Genomic DNA, 15,342 nt, shown 5'->3' with positions numbered 1-15,342 from the left:
AAAAAAACGCAGTTCTATGTACACTAAAATGCAGGACAATTCTACTGTTGATAGCTATCGTTACTACTGACGACAACTATCGTCACTACTGATGATAGCTATCGTCAGTAGTAACGATAGCTATCAACACTAAAAAAAAGAGGTGTTGCCGNCGACAGTACTGTTGATAGCTATGGACAGTACTGACGATAGCTATCAACACTAAAAAAAATAGGTGTTGCCCATACGGCAACACCTATTTTTAATTGTAAATTATAAATTGTTAATTATAATCTTTCACTCATCACTCATCACTAACCACTAACCACTAATCACTACCATTAATCGTTAATCGTTAATCACTAATCGTTAGTTTCAGTATTTTACTGAAACTTTCTCTCTCGTTCCATCGCTCAGTGTCACGATATACAGTCCTTCCGGCATGTAAATCTGCGTTTCGCCTTCCGGGATGGCACGGTCGATAAGGACACGGCCGGTGAAGGTGATGATGCGGGCTTTACATGGTTTTTCGGTCAGGATATGTACATACCCTTTGTTCGTCCAGATCTGTGAACCGTCGGTTACTTCAACGTTGCCTACGCCTGGTTTATCCGGGTTCGGATTCTTACCTCCTTCAGTGAAGTGGGCGAAGAAGTGTGTATGACCGGCGATCTCGATCATGCTGTTGTTGTCGATTACGGTGCCGTTGGCAACTAACTGCCAAAGGTCATAACCGGCGGTACGGGCGGTAGCCATTGCTTTTACTTTCGTACCCGGTACAACATANCGGTCGATAAGGACACGGCCGGTGAAGGTGATGATGCGGGCTTTACATGGTTTTTCGGTCAGGATATGTACATAACCTTTGTTCGTCCAGATCTGTGAACCGTCGGTTACTTCAACGTTGCCTACGCCTGGGTTCGGGTTCTTGCCACCTTCGGTGAAGTGAGCGAAGAAGTGTGTATGGCCTTCGATTCTGATTGCACCGTTGTTCGCGATTGTTGTGCCGTTGGCAGTCAGTTTCCACAGGTCATAACCGGCCGTGCGGGTGGTAGCCATAGCTGTTACTTTCGTGCCTAAAACAACATAGGTACCGGAAGGAATCACCTTGCCATCTGCGTCTGTAAGTACCAATTCACCTTCCGCGCTGGCGGCATACGTGATCTGGCAAAGTACAGGATTCGGATTAGCCTCTTCGCTTACAATGACTTCGAGCGTCACATCCTCACGCATATTCACTAACAGATACGAGAAGTTCAGGTTGTCACCCGGCTCTTTTACCATCACATAGCTTTCATCGATTTTTAGGAAGACATAAGCTTCGTCATACATCTTATCAACCGACAGGGTCAATACTTGTGATTTGCCCAGTTCAACCTGGTGGTCGCCCACTCCCGGAGTGATCGTGATGCCTTTCGGCAGGCTGTTAACGATCGTCAAAGTCACATATTCCACATCCTTACGGCTTACGGTCAATGTATAACTACCATCTCCATTATCCGTCCATTCATAATCGATATACGATGAACCACCGGTAGATACCGTAAAGACATCGTCTGGAGTCTTACCGTTCGGGAATTTACCAACCGTCAGGCCATCATTATCCCCCACCGGCATTTCACTCAGGTCGATTACGCTCTTCGGTGATCCGGTAATATTGTCCGCATCGATTGTTGCACCCGGACTTACCACTACTGTAGCATCGTTCAATGTCAAGTCACCGTCTACTTTCAGGTCACCCAATACCAGTCTGCCACCGTCGATGATCACATCACCGATCACCGTGCTGCCTTTCTCACCTACGGTCAGTGTCTGGTCGTCACCGATCGTCAATTGACCATCCGGCGAGGGCAGATTGATCTCTCCATTGATAGTCACATCTCCGTTGAATTCCGGATCTTTCCCGAAGTTTGCACCCTCTTCGAAGGTAGCATCCCCGTTGAATTCCGAATCACCTTCGAAGGTCACTTCGTCGTGGAAGATCACATCATCGTTAAAGACTGTTTCTCCATCCGGATCCGTGAAATTAGCTTCGCCATTAAATTCGGTATCTTTATTGAATTCGGAATCACCGCGGAACTCAGCATCTTCGTTGAATGTGGCATCTCCGTTGAATGTCGGGTCACCTGTAAAGATCACCTCTTCGTCGAATTCTTTATCTTCATCATAAACCGGATTGCCATCGATAATCAACAAACCGTTTTCGCTCTTGGCTTTCAACGACCAACTGTCTCCGTCTTTCACCCATTCCAGTTCAGTACCTCTCTCTTCGGCGGGTTTGCCGGCTACGGTAAGATCGAATAAATTATTCATATCTTCCGCTGTTGCAGGGGCATTACCCGGACCAAAATCAATCGTAAAGACAGGGAAGTTTTCCCCCTTATCCAACGAGCTGTTGACATCGACCGTACTCTTTTCACCGCCATTGATAATTTGATCGACTGTTAAAGATGCATCTTCCGAAGTTTTGATCGTGGCATCGTTCAATGTCAGGTCGCCATCCACCGTCAGTTCGCCCAATTCAAGGACACCTCCGTCGATTATCAGATCACCATTCAGCGTAGCATCGCCATCGACAGTCAACGTCTGGTCGTCACCGATCGTCAATTGACCATCCGGCGAGGGCAGATTGATTTCACCACCGATCGTTACGTCGCCACCCAACTTAGGATCTTCCGCAAAAGTCGTTTCATCACCTCCAAAGATCACATCCCCCTGGATTTCCACTTCGTCGTTAAACGTTGCATCTTCGTTGAATGTCGGGTTACCTGTAAAGATAACTTCGTCATCGAACGTGACATCTTCGTTGTACACCGGATCCCCATTAATGATCTCGATAGGTTCAGTCGCTGTTGCTTCCAACACCCAGGTATCGCCATATTGATTCCAGTCGTATGTCACATCGCTTCTGTCGCTACCGGCCACGGTAATATCAAACAGATCATTCATCTCAGCTTCCGACGGTGCTTCGCCCGCAGGGAACTCAATCATAATGACAGGTGCGTTTGATCCTTGTTGCAACGATTGAACGATATCGATCGTACTCTTCTCACCGTCTTTGACAATGGCGTCGGCTTTCAATGAAGCACCTTCCGAAGCCTTGATCGTAGCATCGTTCAATGTCAGCGTACCATCTACCACAAGCTCACCCAATTCAAGGATACCGCCGTTGATACTGATATCGCCATTCACCTGGCTACCGCCTTCACCTACGGTCAGCGTCTGGTCGTCACCGATCGTCAATTGGCCATCCGGCGAGGGCAGGTTGATTTCACCGTTAATGGTTACATCTCCGTTAAACTCCGGATCTTTTGCAAAGTTAGCACCCTCTTCGAACGTTACATCCCCCTCGAAGGTTACATCCCCCTCGAAAGTCACTTCGTCGTGGAAAATCACATCCTCTTCGAAGACCGTTTTGCCATCAGGGTTCGTAAAGTTCGCTTCGCCATCAAATTCCGTATCACCGGCAAAGTGATTATCTTCCCCGTTGAACGTAGCGTCTTCTTCAAATTTCACCTCGCTATCCGGATTGGTGAAGTCTGCATCTTTATTGAATTCTGCATCGCCTTCAAACGTAGCATCACCACCGAATTCCGCATTTCCATCGAACACTTCATCGTTCGGGAACACCACATCGCCAGGAAATACCACATCGTCCGGATTCGTTTCCGTATCTTTCGGTTCATCCGGCATTTCACCGTCTGCACCACAACGTACAGCGATAAAGGTAGTCGCTACCTTGCCGCCTTCCACCTGCGGAATCGTTACTGTAAAGCTTGTTTTATTAATATCCTGATCCACGCCATTGACCTGGAAGAACAGATATCCGTAAGCCGCATCGGTCGGAGTGATGGTCACATGCACCTTTGTTTCCGGTAATAAGGCATCCCCGGTATTGACCGGATCACCTGCTTCCGTTACAGCCGTTACCGTAGCGTTCACGATATCATCCCATACAATCAAGCCATGGGTAACAACTGCTGCCTGCTCCATACCCGAAGCCACAATCGTTGTTTCCCCTTTCACGGTCACCATATATCCACCGGCTACTTCAGCTCCTTGGATCTGTGTTCCGTCTACGGATACAAAACGTAAGGTATAATTTTCATCCGCCACAAACTGAACCGACAGGCGAGTATCGTAAGTCACCTCTTCACCATCGGCTACCAAGATACTTCCGTTATACAAACGAACAGTTCCTCCTGTTGCACTGTAATGCACCGCATATTTGCGTTTCTGGATATTATGGGAGATCTTACTGTCTTTGGCAAGCACAAAACTCATCTCACCTTCGGCCAGGTAATCGTCGTTCACCTTGATCTGACCCAGGCTGATATATTGGTCGGTATGGGTGTCGAACACTTCGGGAGTAATCGTAATCACCGTTCCGAGCGGAAGAATATCCCCCGAAGCCACTTCTACAGGATCAGCATCACCTACTTTGGCCATAACCACCACCCGTGCATATTCTTTACCTTTCGCGTCTTTAAACGTAGTCCAGTTAAAGGTAACAGCCGAACCCACAGTAGTAGACGTAGTTTCATAAGCACCCATATCCACAATACCTGTCAGGCGAGCCTCACCGGCAACGTCTTTCGACTCCGTGTCGAACCCTGCATATTCTGCTCCCACATTGACTGCCGGAGAGTTATTTGCTAATGCGAAATAAGTTTCCGTGATAAACTTCGGATCCGTATCCACCAGGTTCTTTTCCGCTGCATCGGCTTGATTTATCGCTACCGGCAGGTTCGTACCAAAGAGCTGACTCTTTGTTATATCCGCCGCGTTGCGATACACGATATTATTTAACAGACTAAGTTCTCCGGTCTGCAATACAGCGGCTTTCACACCGGCGTCGGTCACAGAACGGAAGCTGGCGGTCACTTCGGTATTACCTGTCAGGGTAAATTTGCCTTTACCTTCCGCGTCTATCGTCGCAACTGTTTCACCCACCAATACTTTATCCAAAACATATCCCGCGTCGGGCGTTACTTCAAAGTGTATCTCACCACCTGCATAAGAATTGCCGCTTTCAGCCGGTGTCTTCACCATCTGGCCGGCTTCGTTCTTAACCAGGTAATACACCTTAAGCGTTCCGCCTGCCGGACTGTTCCAGGTAAGCGTATAATTTAGTTGCTGATAGGCACCGGAAGCAATCACACCACTGGCGGCAATCTCTACACCTGCCACATCCTGAATAGGAGCGGTAAGCCCGGCAGCAATCAATTTCTGAACATCACCCTTATCTAAGGCAGGGGATGTAGTCTGCAACTTAAAGTCGGCATCCGCGTTGAATAAAGGCTTACTAACAACCAGGGTTTTATTCAATGCATAGTTTCCGTACTCATCGAGATTATCATAGATAATATTATTAAACGATTGCAACGAACCGGTCGCGTAAGTCGCGTACCTCTCTCCCCGGATACTTCCTTTTTCAATCTCTGCTTCAAAAGTAGTATTTGCCGTCAGAAAGAAAGTAGCTCCGTTAGTAATCGCTACACCGTTAGCCGTAAGCGTTTTCAGGCGATAACCGCTCTCAATAAGAGCGACTACTTTCAGTTCCGTACCGGCAGGCAGGTCGGTCGGGCTGATCAACGCTTCCGCTCCGTTATAGACCGTAAGCGTGCCGCCTTCCGCGGGCGTCACGATAGTGATCGTATAAGACGCCCCACTTTGGTAAGCACCGATATTGATCTTTGCCATCGCCGCGTAATTAAGACCGGCAATGTCATATTCCAAGGTATTCTTTGTGCGGTTTCCCTTTCCTTGGGCAGGCGAACCCGCGCCGGGGAAATAGTTGGTCTCCGAAACAAAGAATGGATCTTCATTTACTAAATTATAATTGTTCGCGAACAGTTCCTCGTTCTCGAACACATTGTCCCATACGATGCTGTTGACAACCGTCAGCCCCGCCGTAACGGCATCGCCCCGGTCGACCTGGGTCGTACCACTCTGGGCAGAAGCCATCGAGGGCAGTAGCCACGCGCTGACCAACAACAAGCAGTATATAAGACAGCTTGGTAGTTTTTTTTGTTTCATGAATTTCTATTCATTTTTTTATTTGTATTTCTTTTTATCTCTTAGGAAGACACTTTTCCCGCAAGACGTTCATAACTCCTGTCATTACTAACCTGACGGAGGAATCTCACAACCTACTTTTTGCCGTTTATACGGACAGGATACGGTCGGTTCAATGGCGACGGAGAAACTCCATTCTCCCTTTGTATATTGAGCTATGGAATAAGGACCGGACGGAACCCTATGTTGTTGTTCACGTTCGTCGGCGTGTTGTTGTTGCGATACGCCAGTGACAAGTTGCCCCCAGCATTGTTATAACTACCACCCCGATTCACCCGGTTAGAGCCCGATGACCTGTACCCTTTTCATTACATGTTGTTTCAATCCCAGTGTCTTTGCCTTATCCACAAACGCATTCAAGGGTAAGACATGTGTTTTATAGTCCGCTTCCGTCCATAGTCCGGCACGCAGCAGGCCATAATAAATTTTCGATTTCTTTATATATCGTTTTTTGCTTTGAGCTGTCAACCGCATAGTATTCCTGTACACCCGGTAGCCCAGAAAAGGCAAACCGGTAGCCGTTGTGTTCAAACAATCCGGCTTCAATTCCAACAATAACTTATCGGCAAGAAATTCCCGAAGAGACTGACCACACCGCAATAGTGCCGGCCGGTTATCTCCCCACAACACCATATCATCCATATAACGCACATAATCCTTTACCCCTAACTCTTCCTTCACGTAATGATCGGAACAGGCCAGGTAATGATTGGCAAAATACTGACTGGTCAGGTTGCCGATCGGAATACCTTTACCCGGACGTACTTCATACGAAGCAATGATTTGACGAAATAAATGCAGTAGACGGCGATCTTTAAACCGCCTCTCCAACAAACGCATCATCACCGCGTGATCTATATTGTCAAAGTATTTACGCACGTCTAATTTCAGATAATAGGCATTATGCCGATGATTCTGTTGTGCCTTAGTCAGGGCGGCATATTGCCCCTTGCCTTTGCGACAAGCATAACTGTCGGCTATTTGGTAGTTGTCTAACCAACGACCACACTGGTTCATCACCGCATGCTGAAGCACCCGCTCCGGAAAAATCGAAGCACAGATGATACGCTCTTTCGGTTCGTATACCGTAAAGTAATTATAATTACCCAATTGGTAAGTGCCCGATAAAAATGCCCATCGCAAGTCCAGCAAACAAGAATCCAGATGAGCCCGGTAACGGATCACCTCCCGCTTTCCATGGCGCCCCCGTGCCGACTTCCAGAAAGCCAGCCGCAGGTTATCCATATCAGCAATGGATTCCATTAACGATCCTTTGCGTTTCATTTGCTTGCGTTAAATAGTTCAGGTGCCACAATCTCCGGGAGATGATACAACTCCAATAAGGCCTTCCCATATTTCTCTACCTTCTTCGTACTGATGCCTTTGACCGTTTCGAGTGATTCTTCGTTCAACTCTTCCAACCCGGCTATACCGGCCAGTTCTTCATCCGTAAAAATAATATAGGCAGCCACCCCATGTTCTTTGGATAATTGCTTCCGACATTCGCGAAGATGACTGAAAATCGCAAATATCTCTGCCGACAACACCTCTTTGTAATCCACTTTTTTATGGACACCATGCGGCGGAACAGGGCTCGGGTGAGGTCCTTCGATATAACGGATACAAAAACACCAGCTTCCGCCATGATCCGATTGAATGAGTTTTTGTTCCATATCCAATACTTTATGACCACGTAAAAAGGTATTCATCTCATCCATTAACACACCCGTGTCTGAAACAGGGATATTAAACAATTTTATTTGCATTTGAAAAAAAATTTCGATCGCTTCGCGATAGTTGTATTATCGTCAGAGCCTCGTCCCTCGGCTCATCCTCTTTTTTTTAGCTCAAAACAAAATGCCAATTGAACTTAGGGAATAAGGACCGGACGGAACCCTATGTAGCTGCCCACGCTCGTCGGCGCGTTGTAGTTGCGACACGCCAGTGACAAGCCGCCCCCAGCAATGGAATAACTACCACCCCGAGACACCCGGTGAGAGCCTTTCTTATCATTGACTGGGTTGGTTAATGACTGACTGTCAGAAACCGCAGCAAGCGTATAATCCGGATAATTTCCACCCGTAGCATCATATAAATCAAAACACCATTCCCATACATTCCCACTCATATCATACAAACCAATGCCATTATTCATCTTGGTTGCTACCTCCTGCATTCCACCGGGATAACCTGCATAACAAGCAACCTCTTTCGCATCTTCACTACCGGCATAAACCATCGTGTTGATCGTTTTATCTTCATTCATACGTGCCGCATACTCCCACTGGCCTTCCGTAGGCAAAGCGCCACCGATCCACTCACAATAAGCCTTGGCACCATACCAACTGACATAAGACATCGGCCAGTTCGCATTGCCTACCTTATAGATATAATCCATGCCTGAAAGATGTAAACCATACGTACCATCCACCTGGAACAATTTATCCGTGCCTTTAGCTGCATCCACGAAAAGAACGCCTGTACCATCCACCTTCAGATCCATTGCGGCAGCAAACACAGCATATTGAGAAGTCGTAGTCTGGGTCTGGGCTATAGAAAAGCCGTCAAAATAAAGCTCCTGAGCGTCGAAACCATTAGCCGTAGACCAGGCATTATTCGCGTCAACCCAATGTTTATAATGTGTAAAAGGGCTACCACCCACATTGCCGGCAATAGCGACAGCCACCGGCGCATACGTATTGGCCGTAATCGTATTATTGATCACCTGACCTTCACCGGCAACACCGTAACCATTGTTCGCCATATTAAAGGCAACCACCGAGTTGATCAGTTTCGCATCCGCACCGTCCAAGTACACACCGCCACCCAAAGACTCTGCTCCGGTTCCTACGGTCATCGCTACGTTTCCTTTGATAATACAGTTCTGTACCGTACCGGTAACAGATACACCACCACCGTTTCCAGTGCGCACATGGCCGTTACGAACCACAACACCTTCCAACGTACCGGCAACAGAAGCTACACGATGTGCCGCGTCACCATCCAATATAGTCATCTCGGCTGCCGAAGAAGCTGCTCCCGGATAGACGCGTGTCTTTTCATCAAAAGTAACGTCATAACCACCTTTAACCGTTACACCCGTAGGAATAATTAGTTCAGCAGGTAACACATAAGTACCCACCTGAACACGTACGATACCACTTCCTGCAGCATCACTAATCTTTGTTGCCAGATTTTCACCGGCTAACACATTCACGTCTGCCGCATTTACTGCAACCAGGCCACATAATGCAGCCATCACTGTAAAAATTCTTTTTCTCATGTTTTTAAAAAATTAGTTAATAAAATTTAGTACTGTTTGATATTTTTATTGAAAAAAGTTTTCTTCGATTCTATCTGTTTTTTCGATTTTCGGTCTTTTTCATTTGTTTTCGTTTTTCCTTCATTTTTTTCTCTTTTTTAATTAATAAACGGTTATCTATTTCTTATTCAATTATTTATACACAAACGATCCGTTCTGTCACTTACCAAGAGACGGAACGGCTCATTCCGTGATCGAATGCTTTTATTTTCAAATGTTTAGATGTTTGCTTTTTCCGTTTTTTAAGACTTTGCAAATAATTCGAAAACAGTGTTTGAAAAAGAAGAATGTCTTTTTGTTAAAAATGAAGACAGAAAGAATTCATTCAGAGATAGATATAAAAGTGTGTGTTTCTACACAAAAAAAGGTCTGTGTGTAAACAAAATGTAAACAACTAAATAAGTGCGTGTTATGAAAAATGAGCTTTGCAGCGGGCAGCATATAGGCTGTCATATGAATGAATCGGAAGAACGGCCTTTGATAGAGGTTGTAAATCATAAAATAAACGATTGTTGGGAAGAGGTTATTTCTCATACGGAATTGATTTTTGTATTTGAAGGAAGCCTTTATGTATCCTTCGATTTCCACAAGAATGAGAAAGTTGGTAATGGAAAGATAGTGTTATTGCCCTCCGGTTGCCACTTCCAGGCCAAAACAAAAGAAGGAGTTTCTTTTTTGGTGATGCGCCTTCAGGAGAGCATTCGTTTTTGTGATACCTTTTCGATTGAGAATCTACTCAAAGAGGAGGTAAAAACGGATAAATTACCATCGATACCGATGCGTCCTGTCGTGCAAAAGTTTCTTTCCGGATTGATCCTTCATATGGAAGATGGTATTCATTGTCAGCAATATATGGAGCTAAAAATAAAAGAAATCTTTTTCTTGTTTCGGGCGTATTATCTAAAGAAGGAATTGGCACATTTGTTTTATCCGGTAATAGGTATAGGTGGAGAGTTTGCCGATTTTGTACTAAAAAATTATTCCCGGGTAAAGACAGTCAATGAATTTGCAACACTCTACACCTGCAGCTTGTCGAATTTCGACAAAAAGTTCAAGAAGTCATTTGGTGTTTCTGCCTACCAATGGATGACCAAAAAGAAGGTAGAACTTATCTCTCATGATATACGGACAACCAACAAAACCTGCCGGCAGATTGCAGAAGAGCGTGGCTTTCAATCCCTACCCCAGTTTACAGACTACTGCAAAAAGCATCTGGGAGCCGCTCCGAGCAAGATACGAAACAGAGTAGTACAAGAGGGAGGGAGAACGGTTAATGATTAACGGTTAGTGATTAACGATTAATTATTAGTGGTGAGTGAAAGATTATAATTTACAATTTATAATTAACAATTAGTGATTAGCACTATCTTGGCTCCTCTTCTTGGATAAGAAGAGGGGGACCGCCGGCTTGCCGGGGGTGGAGCAGTTTGATGTATTACTGTATTGAATATTAAATATATACATCCAGATAAAGTAAAAAAGAGTAAAAATTATTACAAAATAAGTATATACATTTATAAAGAAATCAAACTGCTCCACCACTGCAAGCAGCGGTCCCCCTCTTCTTATCCAAGAAGAGGAGCAGAGATAGTAGCGGTTGAGACAGTTGCTATTTGGATTATTCTCAATAAGATAACTATGTATATACAGGTCGCCTGCATATACAGGTAAAGAGGTAGTAGGGATTACCCCGAAGGGGTTACATGTGAATAACCGCGGGTTGTCAAACCCGTGGTGTACGGTCGATAGATACCGTGAGCCCTGAAAGGGGTCAATAGGTTCACCCCTTTCAGGGCTGATAGTGAGGGAGGCGTGCGACCGTGGGATTGCATCCCACGGTTATTCACATAAAACCCTTTCAGGGTTTCTTTCTATCTCGCAGTATTCTGTCTCACTGTATTCTATCTTATTGTACATTCTTTACTCTGTGTGCTCTACACTCCGTGTCCCCGTGTCCTCCGTGTTGAAAATAATATTCAATAAAAAAGCCCATCACTTTGCAGTGGGAAGCTTATAAAACAAGGACGGAGATATGAATAAAAAAAAGGAAATGCAGAACCCGGACAGGGTAGATAAACGTCTATATTTGCGACATCATAATGATGCTCAAAGCATTCGTTCCGTCTCTTGGTAAGTGACAGAATCGGCATTCTTCCCCAAGCGGTTGCACACAAAAGTACTAATTTTGTAAGGATTTCCTAATACATCTCTTGAATTTCTTAATTTGAATAGGTTTTTTAACGATTTTCGTTTGTTGAAACGAGGAGCATTTAGTGATGAATGGTTAGTGTTTAGTGATTAGTGATAAGTGATTAATGACCGGCACTATCTTGGCTCCTCTTCTTGGATAAGAAGAGGGGGACCGCCGGCGTAGCCGGGGGTGGAGCAGTTTGATTTCTTTATAAATGTATATACTTATTTTATAGGCGATTGCTTGTTTCGGATCTCTTTCACATCTTCTAATATACACTGCGGATGCTCGAATACAAACCGATTTTCATAACGTAAAACGATCAGTCCGGTAGAGGTTTTAATAAACTCTTCCCGTTGTTCGTCATACGCTTCATTACCTACGTGTACTTGGCCGTCAAGTTCTATCACTAACTTAATTTGCGGGCAATAAAAATCTACGATGTATTTACCAATACTCTGTTGCCGGTGAAAGATCAAACCCTCCTTTCTCAGTTCTTTTAATATCTTCCACAATCCTTTCTCTGCAGGTGTGGCATGATGACGCAAATAGCGACGATTCCCTTTTTGCTCTTTGCGATTCATTAACTTATTGTTTTCCTCTTTCATAGTTTGGTTTTGTTGATGTCTCACAAAGATATGATTTTTTAATAGATCAAACAGCACTATTTTGGTTCCCATTTTTTGGAGAAGAAGGAAGGGAGGGGAATTTACTTTTTTATTGCATATATATTTGATATACAATATGGTAATACATCAAACTGCTCCACCACTGCAAGCAGCGGTCCCCCTCTTCTTCGCCAAGAAGAGGAGCCAAGATAGTGCCGGTTGGCACAGTTGGTATTTAGCTTGTTTTCAGTTAGATAGCTATACATATACAGAAAACTATACACTTACAGGAAACTATGCACTTACAGATAACTATACACTTACAGGGAAAGAGGTAGTAGGGATTACCCCGGAGGGGTTACATGTGAATAACCGCGGGTTGTCAAACCCGTGGTATACAGTCGATAGATACCGTGAGCCCTGAAAGGGGTCAATAAGTTCACCCCTTTCAGGGCTGATAGTGAGGGAGGCGTGAAAGATTATAATTTACAATTTATAATTAACAATTAATTATTAGTGCCGGTTGATACAGTCGGTATTTAGATTATTCTCAATAACTATGTGTATACAGGTGATTATGTATATACAGGTAACTTGCATATACAGATAGAGGTAATAGGGATTACCTTTTCAGGGTTTCTGACAAAAAATGACAACTCATTTCAGGATAAGTCATAAGTCATTCACGTGGTGGAATAAAATTGCTGACAATTGTCGGCACTTGTGCTGATATATGTCGGCACTTGTGCTGATATATGTCGGCACTTGTGCTGACATATATCGGCAATTTATTTAGGTAGCCCCCAAGGGGGAACAGGCACTGATTGGAGAGCAGGCTGAAAAGCGGGGGCGTGGAAAAAAGATTGAATCAATTGTTCTTTTCTTTCAGGTAATCGTATATATGGCGTTGTGCCCGTATTTTTACCGGGTGATTATCCTGTTTGAAGTTGTTTTGTAAGTTTTCATCGATGAAACAAGCTTTTACATTGTCTTTCAATTGGATTTCCAGGACATTGATAATTTCTTCTTTGAGATGCGGATCCAGTATAGGGAAGGCGGTTTCGATCCGGCGGTTCAAGTTTCGCCGCATCCAATCGGCAGAGGTAAGGTATAGGTTTTCCTTTCCATCGTTATAAAAGTACCAGATACGTGCATGTTCCAAAAAGACATCCACGATACGTGTGATGCGGATATTGCGGCTATACGGTTGGTTCGGCACCAGGCAGCAGATGCCTCTGACGATCAGATCGATCTCTACCCCATTTTCACTGGCACGATAGAGTGCTTGGATCATATGTTGATCGTGCAAGCCATTCATCTTTAAGACGATTCGCCCTCTTCGTCCTTGTTTTACATGGTCGATCTCCTGCTGAATCATTCGTTCCAGTTCCGGGACCATATTGAAACGTGCCACTAATAGATAACGAAACCGGGGGCTCTGCAACTCCCCTTCCAAGACGGCAAAGACTTGGTTTATATCCTCTATAATATCTTTATGGGTGGTCAACAAAGCCATGTCCGAATAGACCTTCGCTGTTTTCTCATTGAAATTGCCGGTGCTTAAATAGGCAAAGTCACGTCGTTTGTTTCCCGCACCGGTAGGTTTGCGATGAATCACTGCCACCTTGGCATGCACCTTCAATCCGGGAATACTATAGATGATTTTGATACCTGCCTGCGTCATACGCTCTGCCGTCACCAGGTTATGTTCTTCATCAAAGCGGGCTTTTAGTTCGACAAAGACCGTCACTTTCTTTCCATTTTGCGCCGCACTGATCAGGGTATTGATCACGGCCGAGTTTTCCGCCACCCGGTATTGCGTTATCTTTATCGCCTCCACCTTGGGATCGAAAGCCGCTTCCATCAAGAAACGAATGAGATAATCAAAAGACTGATAGGGAAAATGCAACAAGACATCCCGCTTCTTGACGACCTTAAAGACCGACCCTGCCTCATCCAGATAAGGCAGACGCATAGGAGGTGGCACCTGTTGTTCCAATTCTTTCCCACGCGGGTTAGGCAGCTTGGCCAAATCCTGCAAATTCAGGTACCTCCCCCCGACGACCAGGTCGTCTGCATGAATGGCAAAGGCATCACATATGAAAGAGAGGAAGTCGTCCGGCATAGCCTGGTCGTACATGAACCGGCTCAAAGCGCCGACCTTGCGTTTCTTCACTTTCTTGCGTATATCTTCTACGATATTCTTGCCTTGCACATCTTCCAGATAGATATCCGCATCACGGGATATCTTTATGCTGTAACAACTCTCTATCTCATAACCGGGAAAGACGGTGGACAGGTTGGCACGGATCATATCATCACTAAACATGATATAGAACATTCCTTCATATACAGGCAACTCAATGAAACGGGGCACCTTCTCATGCGGGATCTTCATCAGGGCATAATGATACTCAGGTGCAGATGCCGGTTCGCTTTGTTTCTTTTTCTTTTTAATCATCCGCACCACCAGATAGAGGCGACGGTCACGGATAAAGGTGCGGATATCTCCCGCTTGTATCATCACCGGAGAAAGGAAAGGGAAAACCTCTTCGTGAAAATAATTCTGTACAAACTCTTTATGAAAAGGGTGTGGTTCACTGTCCTGATACAAACAAATATGCTGGCGGTTCAATTCGGGCAATATCTTTTCAGAAAAGATGCGGTAGTACTCCCGTTGCTGGCGGTTTACCTCCCGCGTAATGGCCATCAACGTTTCTTCGGCTTCTACAATACTTTCTTCCGCATAATTCATTTGCATGATTACCCCGCGATGTTCGGCCACCCGGATCTCATAAAACTCCTCCAGGTTAGAAGAATAGATAGACAAGAAACGAATACGTTCATAAATAGGGAGTGTATCGTCTTCCGCCTCCAATAACACACGATAGTTGAAAGAAAGCCAACTAATGTCCCGCTTAAAGTATGTATAGATGTTCTCCATGATAGTGTTCTGTTCGCAGGGTAAATATAGAGACTTTTATCTATATGCCGGATGAAAGCCCGGCTTATTTAGTTTCTATGCAAAAGTGCAAGCTATATTTACTCTTTGCTTGATATTTGACAGAAAAAACGATAAAAATCTTATAGTTTCTTTGCTTATTTCAATTATTGTCCTACATTTGCACCGTATAATAGATACAAAGACAAGAAAAATGATAAAT

General features: G+C 44.8%; 8 protein-coding genes. 2 read left to right on the top strand and 6 right to left on the bottom strand.

What is annotated here, in order from left to right; all coding sequences use genetic code 11:
• Nucleotides 1-354: 354 nt before the first annotated feature.
• The 4 genes from D0T51_RS12410 to D0T51_RS07805 form a co-directional block, all read right to left on the bottom strand.
• Nucleotides 355-6,018 carry a hypothetical protein gene (locus D0T51_RS12410; protein WP_163727577.1) on the bottom strand — a complete coding sequence of 1,888 codons (5,664 nt, stop codon included), beginning with the start codon at nucleotides 6,016-6,018 and terminating at the stop codon, nucleotides 355-357.
• A gap of 318 nt (nucleotides 6,019-6,336) precedes the next feature.
• Nucleotides 6,337-7,341 (bottom strand): RNA-directed DNA polymerase, encoded by a 1,005-nt coding sequence (locus tag D0T51_RS07815; protein ID WP_163727575.1) that lies wholly within the window; start codon nucleotides 7,339-7,341, stop codon nucleotides 6,337-6,339.
• The gene (locus tag D0T51_RS07810) at nucleotides 7,338-7,823 is read right to left on the bottom strand and encodes an HRDC domain-containing protein (RefSeq protein WP_163727572.1); all 486 of its coding nucleotides are present in this window, start codon (nucleotides 7,821-7,823) and stop codon (nucleotides 7,338-7,340) included. Before D0T51_RS07810 ends, D0T51_RS07815 begins: the two co-directional genes overlap by 4 nt.
• A 104-nt stretch (nucleotides 7,824-7,927) precedes the next feature.
• The gene (locus D0T51_RS07805) at nucleotides 7,928-9,340 is read right to left on the bottom strand and encodes an SUMF1/EgtB/PvdO family nonheme iron enzyme (protein WP_163727569.1); all 1,413 of its coding nucleotides are present in this window, start codon (nucleotides 9,338-9,340) and stop codon (nucleotides 7,928-7,930) included.
• A gap of 450 nt (nucleotides 9,341-9,790) precedes the next feature.
• On the opposite strand from D0T51_RS07805, the gene D0T51_RS07800 reads away from it, so the two are divergent.
• Nucleotides 9,791-10,660, top strand: a complete 870-nt coding sequence (locus D0T51_RS07800; protein ID WP_163727552.1) for a helix-turn-helix domain-containing protein — start codon at nucleotides 9,791-9,793, stop codon at nucleotides 10,658-10,660.
• A 1,134-nt stretch (nucleotides 10,661-11,794) separates the two neighbouring features.
• Here the strand turns inward: D0T51_RS07800 and D0T51_RS07795 are convergent.
• A complete protein-coding gene (locus tag D0T51_RS07795) occupies nucleotides 11,795-12,178 on the bottom strand; it encodes an endonuclease domain-containing protein (protein WP_163727550.1) in 384 nt (127 codons plus the stop codon).
• A gap of 136 nt (nucleotides 12,179-12,314) precedes the next feature.
• Here D0T51_RS07795 and D0T51_RS07790 point away from each other — a divergent pair, with 136 nt between their 5' ends.
• Nucleotides 12,315-12,602, top strand: a complete 288-nt coding sequence (locus D0T51_RS07790; protein WP_163727546.1) for a hypothetical protein — start codon at nucleotides 12,315-12,317, stop codon at nucleotides 12,600-12,602.
• A gap of 444 nt (nucleotides 12,603-13,046) precedes the next feature.
• Here the strand turns inward: D0T51_RS07790 and D0T51_RS07785 are convergent, their stop codons facing one another.
• Complete coding sequence (locus D0T51_RS07785; RefSeq protein ID WP_163727543.1) at nucleotides 13,047-15,122, bottom strand: RNA degradosome polyphosphate kinase; 2,076 nt, start codon at nucleotides 15,120-15,122, stop codon at nucleotides 13,047-13,049.
• Nucleotides 15,123-15,342 lie beyond the last annotated feature (220 nt).

Origin of the sequence: Parabacteroides sp. 52, from assembly GCF_010500925.1 — a bacterium.
In the GTDB taxonomy this organism is placed as follows: domain Bacteria; phylum Bacteroidota; class Bacteroidia; order Bacteroidales; family Tannerellaceae; genus QVMG01.
This window is presented reverse-complemented; position numbering and strand designations above follow the sequence as displayed.

What these genes read in the sequence shown, in the direction of transcription:
- D0T51_RS07810 (WP_163727572.1), bottom strand. Translation starts at nt 7,823, where the DNA reads ATGCAAATAAAATTGTTTAATATCCCTGTTTCAGACACGGGTGTGTTA.
- D0T51_RS07815 (WP_163727575.1), bottom strand. Translation starts at nt 7,341, where the DNA reads ATGAAACGCAAAGGATCGTTAATGGAATCCATTGCTGATATGGATAAC.
- D0T51_RS07800 (WP_163727552.1), top strand. Translation starts at nt 9,791, where the DNA reads ATGAAAAATGAGCTTTGCAGCGGGCAGCATATAGGCTGTCATATGAAT.
- D0T51_RS07795 (WP_163727550.1), bottom strand. Translation starts at nt 12,178, where the DNA reads ATGAAAGAGGAAAACAATAAGTTAATGAATCGCAAAGAGCAAAAAGGG.
- D0T51_RS07805 (WP_163727569.1), bottom strand. Translation starts at nt 9,340, where the DNA reads ATGAGAAAAAGAATTTTTACAGTGATGGCTGCATTATGTGGCCTGGTT.
- D0T51_RS07790 (WP_163727546.1), top strand. Translation starts at nt 12,315, where the DNA reads ATGGTAATACATCAAACTGCTCCACCACTGCAAGCAGCGGTCCCCCTC.
- D0T51_RS07785 (WP_163727543.1), bottom strand. Translation starts at nt 15,122, where the DNA reads ATGGAGAACATCTATACATACTTTAAGCGGGACATTAGTTGGCTTTCT.